Source organism: Variovorax sp. GW821-FHT09D04, from assembly GCF_059416405.1.
In genome coordinates this window covers 47,789-60,271 of sequence record NZ_JBWKPA010000002.1, presented here as the reverse complement: position 1 = coordinate 60,271, position 12,483 = coordinate 47,789, and the positions used below count along the sequence as shown (strand labels likewise).

14 protein-coding genes, 1 tRNA gene and 1 pseudogene are annotated in these 12,483 nt (G+C 68.4%); 8 read left to right on the top strand and 8 right to left on the bottom strand.

Annotation, left to right across the window (positions count from 1 at the left end):
- Positions 1-12: 12 nt before the first annotated feature.
- On the bottom strand, positions 13-1,308 hold the full coding sequence (locus AC07O4_RS06440) for an efflux RND transporter periplasmic adaptor subunit (protein WP_062481754.1): 1,296 nt from the start codon (positions 1,306-1,308) through the stop codon (positions 13-15).
- 179 nt (positions 1,309-1,487) lie between these two features.
- Between AC07O4_RS06440 and AC07O4_RS06435 the strand changes: the two genes are divergently transcribed.
- The 4 genes and pseudogenes from AC07O4_RS06435 (at position 1,488) to AC07O4_RS06420 (ending at position 3,480) form a co-directional block, all read left to right on the top strand.
- The gene (locus AC07O4_RS06435) at positions 1,488-2,156 is read left to right on the top strand and encodes a TetR family transcriptional regulator (protein WP_495304052.1); all 669 of its coding nucleotides are present in this window, start codon (positions 1,488-1,490) and stop codon (positions 2,154-2,156) included.
- Between the two features lie 42 nt (positions 2,157-2,198).
- Positions 2,199-2,273, top strand: a tRNA-Arg gene (locus AC07O4_RS06430).
- Positions 2,274-2,434: 161 nt separating this feature from the next.
- Positions 2,435-2,662 (top strand): hypothetical protein, encoded by a 228-nt coding sequence (locus AC07O4_RS06425; RefSeq protein ID WP_062481748.1) that lies wholly within the window; start codon positions 2,435-2,437, stop codon positions 2,660-2,662.
- Positions 2,663-2,751: 89 nt separating this feature from the next.
- A pseudogene (locus AC07O4_RS06420) lies at positions 2,752-3,480 on the top strand (glutathione S-transferase).
- Positions 3,481-3,482: 2 nt separating this feature from the next.
- Here AC07O4_RS06420 and rsmI read toward each other — a convergent pair.
- Complete coding sequence (gene rsmI, locus AC07O4_RS06415; protein WP_492745456.1) at positions 3,483-4,439, bottom strand: 16S rRNA (cytidine(1402)-2'-O)-methyltransferase; 957 nt, start codon at positions 4,437-4,439, stop codon at positions 3,483-3,485.
- Positions 4,440-4,485: 46 nt separating this feature from the next.
- On the opposite strand from rsmI, the gene AC07O4_RS06410 reads away from it, so the two are divergent.
- The 3 genes from AC07O4_RS06410 (at position 4,486) to AC07O4_RS06400 (ending at position 6,378) form a co-directional block, all read left to right on the top strand.
- Positions 4,486-4,857 carry a YraN family protein gene (locus tag AC07O4_RS06410; RefSeq protein ID WP_070063810.1) on the top strand — a complete coding sequence of 124 codons (372 nt, stop codon included), beginning with the start codon at positions 4,486-4,488 and terminating at the stop codon, positions 4,855-4,857.
- Between the two features lie 85 nt (positions 4,858-4,942).
- The gene (locus tag AC07O4_RS06405) at positions 4,943-5,584 is read left to right on the top strand and encodes an SIS domain-containing protein (RefSeq protein ID WP_062482322.1); all 642 of its coding nucleotides are present in this window, start codon (positions 4,943-4,945) and stop codon (positions 5,582-5,584) included.
- Positions 5,581-6,378 (top strand): BON domain-containing protein, encoded by a 798-nt coding sequence (locus AC07O4_RS06400; protein ID WP_095950095.1) that lies wholly within the window; start codon positions 5,581-5,583, stop codon positions 6,376-6,378. The genes AC07O4_RS06405 and AC07O4_RS06400 overlap by 4 nt, the downstream gene beginning before the upstream one ends.
- A 30-nt stretch (positions 6,379-6,408) precedes the next feature.
- Here the strand turns inward: AC07O4_RS06400 and AC07O4_RS06395 are convergent, their stop codons facing one another.
- From AC07O4_RS06395 to AC07O4_RS06385, 3 genes are all read right to left on the bottom strand, one after another.
- Positions 6,409-7,317 carry an NAD(P)-dependent oxidoreductase gene (locus tag AC07O4_RS06395; protein WP_369630306.1) on the bottom strand — a complete coding sequence of 303 codons (909 nt, stop codon included), beginning with the start codon at positions 7,315-7,317 and terminating at the stop codon, positions 6,409-6,411.
- Between the two features lie 66 nt (positions 7,318-7,383).
- Positions 7,384-8,520, bottom strand: a complete 1,137-nt coding sequence (locus AC07O4_RS06390) for a PilT/PilU family type 4a pilus ATPase (RefSeq protein WP_062482331.1) — start codon at positions 8,518-8,520, stop codon at positions 7,384-7,386.
- Between the two features lie 29 nt (positions 8,521-8,549).
- Positions 8,550-9,593, bottom strand: a complete 1,044-nt coding sequence (locus AC07O4_RS06385; RefSeq protein WP_062482334.1) for a type IV pilus twitching motility protein PilT — start codon at positions 9,591-9,593, stop codon at positions 8,550-8,552.
- A gap of 51 nt (positions 9,594-9,644) precedes the next feature.
- Between AC07O4_RS06385 and AC07O4_RS06380 the strand changes: the two genes are divergently transcribed.
- The gene (locus tag AC07O4_RS06380) at positions 9,645-10,346 is read left to right on the top strand and encodes a YggS family pyridoxal phosphate-dependent enzyme (protein ID WP_495304048.1); all 702 of its coding nucleotides are present in this window, start codon (positions 9,645-9,647) and stop codon (positions 10,344-10,346) included.
- Positions 10,347-10,351: 5 nt separating this feature from the next.
- On the opposite strand, the gene AC07O4_RS06375 is transcribed toward AC07O4_RS06380, so the two are convergent.
- The 3 genes from AC07O4_RS06375 to AC07O4_RS06365 all read right to left on the bottom strand — a co-directional run bounded on the left by AC07O4_RS06375 (position 10,352) and on the right by AC07O4_RS06365 (position 12,252).
- Positions 10,352-11,089, bottom strand: coding sequence for a hypothetical protein (locus tag AC07O4_RS06375; RefSeq protein ID WP_307588150.1), 738 nt, complete (start codon positions 11,087-11,089; stop codon positions 10,352-10,354).
- Positions 11,090-11,185: 96 nt separating this feature from the next.
- Positions 11,186-11,653, bottom strand: coding sequence for an Lrp/AsnC ligand binding domain-containing protein (locus AC07O4_RS06370; protein WP_062478450.1), 468 nt, complete (start codon positions 11,651-11,653; stop codon positions 11,186-11,188).
- Positions 11,654-11,796: 143 nt separating this feature from the next.
- A complete protein-coding gene (locus AC07O4_RS06365) occupies positions 11,797-12,252 on the bottom strand; it encodes a hypothetical protein (protein ID WP_369630304.1) in 456 nt (151 codons plus the stop codon).
- Positions 12,253-12,483: the final 231 nt, after the last annotated feature.

Genomic DNA, 12,483 nt, shown 5'->3' with positions numbered 1-12,483 from the left:
AGGCGCTCCTGATTACTTCTTGTCAGCCGGGGCCGAAGCCGGGCTGGCGGCGGGTGCCGCTGCGGCAGCAGACGCTGCCGGTGCCGCGGGTGCAGCCGCGCCGTTCGGCGTCGGCTTCTGCCACGGCACCGCCTTCACGGGCGTGCCGGGCGGCATCATCTGCAGGCGCTGGAAGCCATCGACCATCACCTGTTCGCCGGCCTTCAGGCCGTCGAGCACCACCCACTGGTTGTCCTTGGCGGCGCTGATCTTCACGGTGCGCTGGCTCAACTTGCCGTCGGCGCTGACCACCGTCACGTGGTCGCCCTGCTGGGTGCGCGTGACGGCCTGTTGCGGCACCGTGATCGCGTTCGTCACCTGGGCCTGCTCGAGCTTCACGCGCACGTACAGGCCGGGCAGCAGCTCGCCCTTGGGGTTCGGGATCTCGGCGCGCAGCGTGACCTGGCCCGTGGTCGGGTCGACCGTGAGGTCGGAGAACAGCAGCTTGCCGTCTTGCCCGTAGTCGGTGCCGTCTTCGAGCACCACGCGGATGCTCGCGGCTTCTTCGCCGCTGGCACGCTTGTACTGGCCGGCGGCCACGGCGCGGCGCAGCTTGAGCACGTCGGAGGCCGACTGCGTGAAGTTCACGTACAGCGGGTTGATCTGCTGCACCACGGCCAGCTCGGTGGCGTCGCCCTGGCCGACCAGTGCGCCTTCGGTGACCAGCGCGCGGCCGATGCGGCCTGCGATGGGCGAGGTGACATCGGCGTAGCCCTGGTTGATCTTGGCGGTCTGCAGCAGCGCGCGGTTGGCGGCCACGTCGGCGTCGGCCGTCTTGGCGGAGGCCACGGCCGTCGCGTATTCCTGCTTGCTCACGGCGTTGGCTTCGACCAGCGGCTTGTAGCGGTCGGCCAGTGCCTTGGCCTGCACGGCGTTGGCTTCGGCGCGGGCCAGGGCGGCCTGGGCGTTCTGCGTGGCAGCCACCAGCGGTGCCGGGTCGATGCGGAACAGCAGCTGGCCGGCCTTCACGTCGCTGCCTTCGCGGAACTCGCGCTTGAGCAGGATGCCGGGGGTGCGGGCGCGCACCTGGGCGATGCGCGAGGCTTCGAGGCGGCCGGGCAGCTCGGTCACGAGGCCCACGTCGGTGGGCTTGACCGTCACCACGCCGACTTCAGGCGCCGGACGGGCACCACCGCCACCGCCGCCCGGTCCGGCCGGGGCCTCGCCCTTGCCGCAGGCGGCCAGGAACAGGAGGGAGACGAGGGCCACGGTCGCGAGACGCGGCGAAAACGACAAGGACGGTTGACGCGAGACATGCAGAAGAGGCATGTGATTCCTTTGATGCGAAGACGGGAGATGGCGCGTTTGCGGGAGAGATCCGTAAACCAGCACGGGCAGGTGGGCCATCCGAGAAGCGCGCTAGTTTACATACATTCATGGATGTATAGTGACAGCCATGCAATGGCCCCACGATACGCAAAGGGCGTTCGCTTTACAAATCAGGAGACTTGGTGGCACGTCGTACGAAGGAAGAAGCACTGGCGACGCGGAATCGATTGCTCGATGCCGCGGAACTGCTGTTTCAGGCGCAAGGTGTTTCGCAGACCACGCTGCAGCAGATCGCGCAGCAGGCCGGCGCGACCCGGGGCGCCATCTACTGGCACTTCAAGGACAAGGCCGATCTGTTCAACGCCATGATGGAGCGCGTGATCCTGCCGCTGGAGACGCCGCCCAAGAGCGACATCCCCGGCGATGACCCGCTGGTCGAGATCGAGGAAGGCCTGATCCATGCGCTGACGCTCATGGTCGTCGACCCGCAGGTGCGGCGCGTGTTCGACATCGCGACCCACAAGGTCGAGTACACGCACGACATGGCCTCGGTGCAGCAGCGCCACCTGGACGCGCGCAACGCCTGCGTGGTCGATTTCGAAAAGGCCCTGCGGCTGGCCGCGCGGCGCGCCCGCATCCGGCTGCCGTTGCCGGGTGCGGTCGCGGCGCAGGGCATGCACGCCCTGATGGGCGGGCTGATCCAGAACTGGCTGCTCGACCCCACGGCCTTCGACCTCGTGTCGACCGGCCGGCGCACCTTCCGCGTCTACCTGGCCGGGCTCGGTTTCTCGCGCACGCCGGCCGGTGGCGTCCCGACGGCGCACGACGCGGAAACCACCGCGGCCTGATAGGCCATAATGTGTGGCTCCGGTGCATTCCGGAGCACCCCTCTCGCTGTATTTCAACGGATAGAATTCGGCCCTCCGAAGGCTGAGATCCAGGTTCGATTCCTGGCGGCGGGACCACCTTCAAGACCGGAAATTCCGCAAGGGCTTCCGGTTTTTTCACTTCTTCCCCGACCCGGCGCGGCCTTGCAAGACAAGGCCGATCCGGAGATCCGCGCGACCGGGCCGTGACACGCCGTTGCACCCTGTCACCCGGACGCACGCATGTAAAAATTCCCCGCATGATGGAGCTCTCCGAACTGGACGAAACCAGCCTCGCAGCACACGCCGCCGAATGGCGTCGGCGCGCGCTGCGCGGCGAGAAACAGGCCCGCGGCATCGCACATGCCCTGGAGGCCGAGATGCGCCGCCGCTTCGGCGATTCGATTCCGCCGAGCCAGAGCGCCGACCTGGACACCCGCCCCCTCGCCCTGCGCCAGCCACCGCGTCCGTGGTGGAAGTTCTGGTGAACCGGCCGCGCGCCTTCGCTGCCTGATCTGACATCCCTCGCAGCCGGTCATCGGTTGCAGCGCCCCGTCGGCCCTGACACCATGGCCGCATGGCATACCAACTTCATTACTGGCCCACGATCCAGGGCCGTGGCGAGTTCGTGCGGCTCGCACTCGAAGCAGCGGGCGCCGACTACGTCGATGTCGCGCGGCTGCCCGCCTCGCAAGGCGGCGGCGAGTCCGCGCTGGGCCGCCGGCTCGGCGACCCCGGCAACCCGCGCGCCGCGTTCGCACCGCCGTTCCTTGTCGACGGCGACATCGTGGTCGGCCAGACCGCCGCGATCCTGCTGTACCTCGGCCCCAAGCTCGGGCTGGCCGGCATCGGCGAATCCGACGGCCTGTGGACGCATCAGCTGCAACTCACCATCGCCGACGCGGTGGCCGAGGCGCACGACACCCATCACCCGATCTCGACCGGCGACTACTACGAAGACCAGCGCGACGCGGCCCTGCAGCGTGCGCGCGCCTTCCGCGAAGCGCGCATTCCGAAATTCCTGAACTGATTCGAGCAGGTGCTGCAGCGCAACCCTTCCGGCGACCTGCACCTGGTCGGCGACGTGTTGACCTATGCCGACCTGTCGCTGTTCCAGTTGGTGGACGGCCTGCAGTACGCTTTTCCGAAGGCCACCGCGCGAGCGCTCGCCGCCACGCCCGCGGTCGTGAAGCTGCACGCGAACATCCGGCGACGCCAGCGCGTGCACGACTACCTGCGCAGCCCGCGCCGCATTGCGTTCAACGAGGACGGGATCTTTCGGCGCTATGCCGAGCTGGACGGCTGAGGCTAGTCGTCGCCAGCTTCGTTGCGGATGCGCAGCGCCAGCTCGTACAGCGTGTTGCGCGGCGCACCGCTGATCTCGGCGGCCAGCTTGACGGCCGTCTTCACGGGCAGTTCCGCCAGCAGCAGGCGCAGCACGCGCTCGCCTTCCGCGCCGCCGTCGCCGCTCACCGCCACGGGATGCAGTACCAGCGCGAACTCGCCACGCGTGCGGTCGCGGTCGGCGCCGAACCAGTCGGGCAGCGCGCTGGCGGCCACGGTGGCGATCTCTTCGAACTGCTTGGTGAGCTCGCGGCCGACGGTGATGCGGCGCTCGCCCAGCACGGCAAGGGCGCGGGCCAGGGTTTCGATGCGGTGCGGCGCTTCGAGCAACACCACGGCGCGCGGCTCCTGCGCGAGGGCCTGCACGGCGGTGTCGCGCTCGCCGGCCTTGCTCGGCAGGAAACCCGCGAACACGAAGGCGCTGCTGTTGTGCGCGTGGCTGCTCTCGCCGCCGTCGGCCACGAGCCCGGCCGCGCTCACCAGCGTGACGACGCTGCTGGCGCCCGGCAGCGGCAGCACGCGCTGGCCGGCCGCGCGCACGGCGGCGGCCAGGCGCGCGCCGGGGTCGCTCACGCCGGGCGTGCCGGCGTCACTCACGTAGGCGATGCGCTCGCCCTGCGCGAGCCGCGCGACCACCGCTTGCGCGGCCTCGGCCTCGTTGTGCTGGTGCACCGCGAGCAGCCGCGCGCCGGGGCGGTCGATGCCGTAGGCGCGCAGCAGGCTTTGCGTGTGGCGCGTGTCCTCGCAGGCCACGGCGTCCACCAGCTGCAGCACATGCAGCGCGCGCAGCGTGATGTCGGCCAGGTTGCCGATCGGCGTGGCGACGATGTACAGCGTGCCCTGCGGATAATGCTGCGCGCCCGCGGCGTCGAGCGCGGCCGGCAGGGCCGCGCCGAAGGAAGCAGGGGCGAGTGAAGCCAAGAGGTTTCTCCGTAGGGCAGCGAAAACAAGAACAGGGCAGGGAGCCATGACGACAAGCACCACGACCACGAAGCATCGCGGCGATGCGGCGGAAGACGCCGCGCTCGACCACCTGCGCCAGGCCGGCCTCGTGCCGGTCGCGCGCAATTATCGAACGCCGGGGCGCGGCGGCGGCGAGGTCGACCTGATCATGCGCGATCCGCGCGACGGCACGCTGGTGTTCGTCGAGGTGCGCCAGCGCAGCGCGGCCTCGCACGGCGGCGCGGGTGGCAGCATCACGGCGGGCAAGCAGCGGCGCATCGTGCTGGCCGCGCGGCACTATTTGGGCCGGTTGCGGTCGCTGCCGCCTTGCCGTTTCGATGTGGTGCTGATCGAGGAGAAAATCACCTGGCTGAAAGCCGCCTTCGACGCCGGCTGACGCACTCGCCAGGGAACTGAAGCCTTGCTGAAGGCTCCACCACTCAAACGTCTTGTTTCACGACCCCCAGTTATCATCGCGCCCCATGCTCGAGCAACGGATTCAGCAGCACTTCATTGACAGTGCCGACCTCAAATACCAGACCGGCCCGGTCCTCAGCAAACCCATCTCTCAAGCGATGCAGGCCCTGCTGGCCTGCGTGACCAGCGGCGGCAAGGTGCTGGCCTGCGGGGCCGGCGTGTCGGGCCTGCTGGCCGCGCAGTTCGCATCGAACTTCGTGGGCCGCTTCGAACGCGAGCGGCCCGAGCTGGGCGCCATCGCGCTGCCCGGCGACACCACCGACCCGGCGGCCGACAGCCCGCAGGCCGCCGATGCCGACCGCTTCGCGCGCCAGGTGCGCGCGCTCGGCCAGGCCGGCGACGTGCTGCTGGTGCTCAGCGCCAGCGGGCAGTCGTCCGCGGTGCTGGCCGCCGTGCTTTCCGCGCATGAGCGCGACATGACGGTGGTGGCGCTGCTCGGCAACGCCGCCACGGGGCTGGCCACCGCGGCGCCCGGCGTCGGCGGCACCGGCGGCGCCATCGGCCGCGCGCTGCGCGAAACCGATGTACAGATCAGCGTGCCGCACGAGCGTGCGGCGCGCATTCACGAAATCCACCTGCTCGCGCTGCATTGCCTGTGCGACGGCGTGGATGCCCAGTTACTCGGAGAACAGGAAGTTTCCTCATGACCATGACGACCCTGACCAAGGCCTCGACCCAACGTTTCGCCCTGGCGCTCACCCTGGGCGCCGCCCTGGTGGCCGGACTGTCCGCCTGCGTGCCGCTCGTCGTGGGCGGCGCCGCGGTGGTGGGCGTGGGCATGGTGGCGACCGACCGCCGCAGCTCGGGCGCGCAGCTCGACGACCAGGGCATCGAGCTGCGCGCCGCGGCCCGCGTGCGCGACATCGCCAACGACAACATGTACGTGAGCGTCACCAGCTTCAACCGCCAGGTGCTGCTGACCGGCGCCGTCGGCAACGACGCCGACCGCCGCCGCGTCGAGGACGAGGTGAGCCGCGTGGTCAACGTGCGCTCGGTGGTGAACGAACTCACCATCGGCGCCCCGAGCACCTTCCAGGACCGCTCGAACGACCTGTACATCACCGGCAAGGTGAAGGCCTCGCTGCTCGACGCCAAGGACATCTTCGCCAACTCCTTCAAGGTCGTGACCGAGCGCAGCACGGTCTACCTGATGGGCATCGCCACGCGCCGCGAGACCGACCGCGCCACCGAGATCACGCGCGGCGTGACGGGCGTGGCGAAGGTCGTGCGCGTGGTCGAGGTGGTGAGCGAGGCCGACCTCGCCGCGAGCCAGGCGGCCAACCAGTCCGCCGCTCAGCGCGGCGGCACGGGCCCCGCACCGGTGAGCAATGCGACGCCATCGACGCCGGGTGCTTCCTCCTCGGGTTCGCGCGTGCCGCTGCCGCCGATGGAGCCGCTGCCCGCGCCGGCCGGCGGTGCAACGACCTCGCCGGTCCGCTGAAACCAAAAAGCCCGCTTCTGCGGGCTTTTTTCATTTGAGCCTGATGATCAGGCTGGAGGTGTCCCAGCGCCTGCCGCCGGCCTGCTGCACGTCGGCATAGAACTGGTCGACCAGCGCCGTCACCGGCACGCGCGCGCCGTTGCGCTTGGCTTCGTCGAGCACCAGGCCCAGGTCCTTGCGCATCCAGTCGACGGCAAAGCCGAAGTCGAACTTGCCCTCGATCATGGTCTTGCCGCGGTTGTCCATCTGCCAGCTCTGGGCCGCGCCCTTGCCGATGACGCCGAGCACGGCTTCCATGTCCAGGCCGGCGCGCTGGCCGAAGGCGATGGCTTCCGACAGGCCCTGCACCAGCCCCGCGATGGCGATCTGGTTCACCATCTTCGCGAGCTGGCCCGCGCCGCTCTCGCCCAGCAAGGTGACCGCACGCGAGAAGGCCATCGCCACCGGCTTGATGCGTTCGAACACCGCCGCGTCGCCGCCGCACATCACGGTGAGCGCGCCGTTCTGCGCGCCCGCCTGGCCGCCCGACACGGGCGCGTCGATGAAGTGCAGGCCGCGCGCGAGCGCCGCCTTCGACAGCTCGCGCGCCACGTCGGCCGAGGCCGTGGTGTGGTCCACGAGCACGGCGCCGGGCTTCATGCCGGCCAGGGCGCCGTCGTCGCCCAGCACCACCGAGCGCAGGTCGTCGTCGTTGCCGACGCAGCAGAACACGATGTCGGCGCCGGCCGCTGCTTCGCGCGGGGTAGGGGCGTGGCGGCCGGGGGCGCCGAACTCGGCGACCCAGGCCTGCGACTTGGCGGGCGTGCGGTTGTAGACCGTGACCGTGTGGCCGGCCTTGGCCAGGTGCCCGGCCATGGGCCCGCCCATGACGCCGAGGCCGAGAAAGGCCACCGTCTGGGCGGGAACGGATTCGTAGGTGCGGGGGTTGATGCTGCTCATGGCCGACAGCTTAAAGCCAAAGAAAGAAACAAGGCCGGCGCACCGCGGGGCGCCGGCGGGGCGGCCTCAGACGATCGCGAAGTGCTCGGTGCCGGCCGCCAGGTCGGTGCTGCGCGCGCGCTGGCTGTTGAGCTTGATCTGCAGGCGCAGGTCGTTGGCCGAATCGGCGTTGCGGATCGCCTCTTCGAAGTTGATCGCGTTGCCCTCGAACAGGTCGAACAGCGCCTGGTCGAAGGTCTGCATGCCCAGGTTGCGGCTCTTCTTCATGATCTCCTTGATCTCGCCCACCTCGCCCTTGAAGATCAGGTCGGAGATCAGCGGCGTGTTCAGCAGGATCTCGACGGCGGCCACGCGGCCCTGGCCGTCTTCGGTGGGCACCAGCCGCTGCGAGACCAGCGAGCGCAGGTTCAGCGACAGGTCCATCAGGAGCTGCGCGCGGCGCTCTTCGGGGAAGAAGTTGATGATGCGGTCCAGGGCCTGGTTGGCGCTGTTGGCGTGCAGCGTGGCCATGCACAGGTGGCCGGTTTCGGCGAAGGCCACGGCGTGCTCCATGGTTTCGCGGTCGCGGATTTCGCCCATGAGGATCACGTCGGGCGCCTGGCGCAGCGTGTTCTTCAGCGCGGCTTCCCAGCTGTCGGTGTCGATGCCCACTTCGCGCTGCGTCACCACGCAGTTCTTGTGCGGATGCACGAACTCGACCGGGTCTTCCACCGTGACGATGTGGCCGTAGGAGTTCTCGTTGCGCCAGTCGATCATCGCGGCCAGCGTGGTCGACTTGCCCGAGCCCGTGGCGCCCACCAGGATGGTGAGGCCGCGCTTGGTCATCGCCACGTCCTTGAGCACCTGCGGCATGCCCAGCCCGTCGATGGTCGGCAGCTTGGCGGGAATGGTCCGCAGCACCATGCCGACCTTGCCCTGCTGCACGAACGCATTGACGCGAAAGCGCCCGATGCCCGTCGGCGAGATCGCGAAGTTGCACTCCTTGGTGCGCTCGAACTCGGCCGTCTGGCGGTCGTTCATGATCGAGCGCGTGAGCGCCAGCGTGTGCTGCGCGCCCAGCGCCTGCTGCGAGACCTTGGTGACCTTGCCGTCGACCTTGATGGCCGGCGGGAAGTCGGCGGTGATGAACAGGTCGCTGCCGTTGCGGCTCACCATGAGCTTGAGCAGGTCGTTGATGAACTGGCTGGCTTGATCGCGTTCCATGATGTCTGTGCTCCGAAGGACTGTAGGGATCAGCCGGGGAAATTCTCGGGAATCTTCGCTTTGCCGCGCGCTTCGGCGGCAGAGATCGTATTGCGGCGCACCAGCTCCGTCAGGTTCTGGTCGAGCGTCTGCATGCCCGAGCCCTGGCCGGTCTGGATGGTGGAGTACATCTGCGCGACCTTGGCCTCGCGGATCAGGTTGCGGATGGCCGGCGTGCCCAGCATGATCTCGTGCGCCGCCACGCGGCCCTGGCCGTCCTTGGTCTTGCACAGCGTCTGCGAGATCACGGCCTGCAAAGACTCCGACAGCATCGCGCGGATCATTTCTTTTTCTTCGCCCGGGAACACGTCGATGATCCGGTCGATGGTCTTGGCGGCTGACGAGGTGTGCAGCGTGCCGAACACCAGGTGGCCGGTTTCGGCCGCGGTCATCGCCAGGCGAATGGTTTCGAGGTCGCGCAACTCGCCCACCAGGATGGCGTCCGGGTCTTCGCGCAGGGCGGAGCGCAGCGCGTTGGCAAACGACAGCGTCATCGGCCCCACTTCGCGCTGGTTGATCAGGCACTTCTTCGATTCGTGCACGAACTCGATCGGGTCTTCCACCGTGAGGATGTGGCCGTACTCGTTCTCGTTGAGGTAGTTCACCATCGCCGCCAGCGTGGTCGACTTGCCCGAGCCCGTGGGGCCCGTCACCAGCACGAGGCCGCGCGGCTTGAGCGCGAGTTCGCCGAAAATCTTCGGCGCGTTGAGCTGCTCGAGCGTGAGGATCTTTGAGGGAATGGTCCGGAACACCGCGGCCGCGCCGCGTGCCTGGTTGAAGGCGTTCACGCGGAAGCGCGCGAGGCCGTCGATCTCGAACGAGAAGTCGACCTCCAGGAACTCTTCGTAGTGCTTGCGGTGCGTGTCGCTCATGATGTCGTACACCATGGCATGCACGGCCTTGTGGTCCAGCGCATCGACGTTGATGCGGCGCACGTCGCCGTTCACGCGGATCATCGGCGGCAGGCCGGCCGACAGGTGCAGGTCGGAGGCTTTGTTCTTGACGCTGAACGCCAGCAGTTGGGTGATGTCCACGGGGCTCCTCAGGCAGGCTTTAGTGACGTTTTGATACGAATTCGGAAGATTATGACGATGATTGGCGACGATCTCCAGCAAGTAAGGGCCCGGATCGACCAGGCCTGTGCGCAGGCCGGGCGCGACCCGGCGGCGGTGCGCCTGCTGGCGGTGTCCAAGACCTTCGGGCCGGAGGCGGTGCGCGAGGCGCACGCGGCCGGCCAGGCGGCCTTCGGCGAGAACTACGTGCAGGAGGGCCTGGACAAGATCGCCGCGCTGGCCGACCTGCGCGCGGGACTCGAATGGCACTGCATCGGCCCTCTGCAGAGCAACAAGACGCGGCCCGTGGCCGAGCAGTTCGACTGGGTCCACAGCATCGACCGCCTGAAGATCGCCGAGCGCCTGTCGGCCCAGCGCCCGGCCCACCTGCCGCCGCTGCAGGTGTGCCTGCAGGTCAACGTGGACGGCGGCGCGAACAAGTCCGGCGTGCCGCCGGAAGAGGCCTTGGCGCTCGCGCGCGCTGTGGCGGTCTTGCCACAACTGACGCTGCGCGGGCTCATGGCGATCCCCGAACCGGCGCCCGATTTCGCGGCGCAGCGCGCGTTGTGCCTGCGCGCCCATGCGGTGTTCGAGGCGATCCGTGCAGAGGGCATCGCGCTGGACACGCTGTCGCTGGGCATGAGCGGGGACCTCGAGGCGGCGGTCAGCGCCGGCAGCACGATGGTGCGGGTCGGGACGGCGATCTTCGGCGGGCGGGTGAAGGCGCCCGCATAGGCAGGTCAGGGGGCGGCGGCTGTCTTCTGGACGCGCTTCAGATCCTGGGCCACCGAATCGGCGATGTCCGAGGCGCTCTTCTCAAGGCGGCTGGCGCTGGCCTTGGTGTCCGCCATCAGTGCGGCGAAGTCGGGAAAGGTCGTCTTCGCTTCCGTGTTGCGCCACCCTTCGGCGAGAGGCTTCCAGCCGGCCGAGTGGTAGCCGCGGTAGATCGGCTTCGTCTTGTCCTTGCCCAGCAGGACCACGACCGAGGTGATCGTCGGCAGGTAGACGCCCACCCGAGGCGGCGAGACGAAGCCGACCATCGTGGGGGACACCACGAGGATCGCGTCCGCGGGGCTTTCGAGCTTGTCGAACGCGAGCGTGTAGCCGCCATTGGCTTCCACCCACGGCGCGTCCTGTTCGGTGACGGCATAGCCCTGTGCCTCGAGGCGCGTGGCGAGCTGCTTCACCAGCAGGGTGTTGATCGCCGTGCCCTGTGCCTTGTAGGCCGCCGACAGCGTGTCCTGCTTGCTGGACTGGTCAGCCGCCGCAACCAGGCCGCCGATCAGGCCGAAGGCCATGCCGGGATGGCCCATGTTGAACACCGTGTAGGTCTTGGGCTCCGGCACCTTGACCACGGCAATCGACTTGATTTCCACCAACCGTTCGAGCGGCGCGTCGATCTTCGGTACCGGGCCCACGCAGGCGCCCAGCAACAAGGTTGCAACCAGGACGACCGCCGATCCAATGCGTTTGAACATTCCCTCGCTCCGTTGTGTTGATATGGCGGAGCATTCTGGGTAAGCAACAAAAATGTTTCAATAGGTACTGACGTTGCAGCCCTCGGGCTGCAACAGTCAGACCCCCAGCGGCAAGCGCGCGCTGCTCTTGACCTCTTCCATCACCGCATACGTGCGCGTCTCGCGCACCCCGGGCAGCTGCCACAGCACCGTGCCCGCGAACTCGCGGTAGGCGGCCATGTCGGCCATGCGGGTCTTGAGGAGGTAGTCGAAGCCGCCGGCGACCATGTGGCATTCCATGATCTCGTCGCGCACCTGCACGGCGGCCTTGAACTGGTCGAAGACGTTGGCGGTGGTGCGGTCGAGCAGCACCTCGACGAACACGGTGAAGCCGCGACCCAGCTTGTAGGGGTCGAGGCGGGCCTCGTAGCCCAGGATGAAGCCGTCGCGCGTGAGGCGCTGCACGCGCGCCAGCACGGCGGTGGGGGAAAGCGCGACCGCCTCCGCCAGCTTGAGGTTGGTGATGCGGCCGTCTTCCTGAAGGATCTTCAGCAGGCGCAGATCGATGCGGTCCAGATCAAGCATTCGAGGATTATCCGGCGCACACATCGATCGACTGCAAGAAATGCGGCCTATTTGCCACGGCCATAGGAGATAGAACCAAGGAAATGCCGTTGGACTACCCTTTCGCAGTCATTTGAACTACCGAAAGCCGTGGGTCACCGCATTCAACGCACCGTGGTCGATCCGGGTGCGGCAGCCTGGCGGCCCGAGAGCTGGTCGACCAGCGCGCCGTAGGCCGGGCCTTCGCGCAGCTTGGTGTAGGCGGCCTGGGCTTCGCGGTAGCCGGGGCGCGACGTGTCGGCGCCGGCTTCGCCCGACTGCTGGGCGGCCAGGCCCGAGCGGATCCACAGCTGCGTGTCGGCGGCCACGGCAGCGCGGCTGTTGGCCGAGACCGCGACCGGCTCCTGGCCCATGTTCTCGTTGTAGCCCTGGGTGGGCGCGGTCTTCAGCCACTGCTGGGCATCGGCCGTCACGGCGGCGCGCGTCGTCGACGACGCGAAGGGCGCGGGACGCGGGTCGCCTTCGGCGTAGTTGCCGGCAAAGCTCGGCGCGGCGGCCAGGCCCAGCAGGGCGGCGACGGCGGCGGTGTTCAGAAGGCGGGTGGTGGCAGACAGCTTCATGTTCGTTCACTCCTTGAGGTGGTTGCTTGGTTGGTGAGAACGACTGTACGAAGCGCATCCACGCGACCGATAACGTCTGGATGACGGTTTTGTCATGTGCGTATCCACCTGCATCGGGCCGCGCCGAGAGGGACCGCAAGGGGCCTTCCAACTTCTCTTGCATAACCGCCATCGCGGCATGCATAAGCCATGGCGCGCGGCCCTCAGTCGGAATATCGTTGCGCCCATCCA

Excerpts from the sequence above, each read along its gene's own strand:
- AC07O4_RS06380 (WP_495304048.1), top strand. The coding sequence starts at position 9,645 with ATGACGATGATTGGCGACGATCTCCAGCAAGTAAGGGCCCGGATCGAC.
- AC07O4_RS06375 (WP_307588150.1), bottom strand. The coding sequence starts at position 11,089 with ATGTTCAAACGCATTGGATCGGCGGTCGTCCTGGTTGCAACCTTGTTG.
- AC07O4_RS06390 (WP_062482331.1), bottom strand. The coding sequence starts at position 8,520 with ATGGAACGCGATCAAGCCAGCCAGTTCATCAACGACCTGCTCAAGCTC.
- AC07O4_RS06370 (WP_062478450.1), bottom strand. The coding sequence starts at position 11,653 with ATGCTTGATCTGGACCGCATCGATCTGCGCCTGCTGAAGATCCTTCAG.
- AC07O4_RS06395 (WP_369630306.1), bottom strand. The coding sequence starts at position 7,317 with ATGAGCAGCATCAACCCCCGCACCTACGAATCCGTTCCCGCCCAGACG.
- AC07O4_RS06365 (WP_369630304.1), bottom strand. The coding sequence starts at position 12,252 with ATGAAGCTGTCTGCCACCACCCGCCTTCTGAACACCGCCGCCGTCGCC.
- AC07O4_RS06405 (WP_062482322.1), top strand. The coding sequence starts at position 4,943 with ATGCTCGAGCAACGGATTCAGCAGCACTTCATTGACAGTGCCGACCTC.
- AC07O4_RS06410 (WP_070063810.1), top strand. The coding sequence starts at position 4,486 with ATGACGACAAGCACCACGACCACGAAGCATCGCGGCGATGCGGCGGAA.
- AC07O4_RS06400 (WP_095950095.1), top strand. The coding sequence starts at position 5,581 with ATGACCATGACGACCCTGACCAAGGCCTCGACCCAACGTTTCGCCCTG.
- AC07O4_RS06440 (WP_062481754.1), bottom strand. The coding sequence starts at position 1,308 with ATGCCTCTTCTGCATGTCTCGCGTCAACCGTCCTTGTCGTTTTCGCCG.
- AC07O4_RS06425 (WP_062481748.1), top strand. The coding sequence starts at position 2,435 with ATGATGGAGCTCTCCGAACTGGACGAAACCAGCCTCGCAGCACACGCC.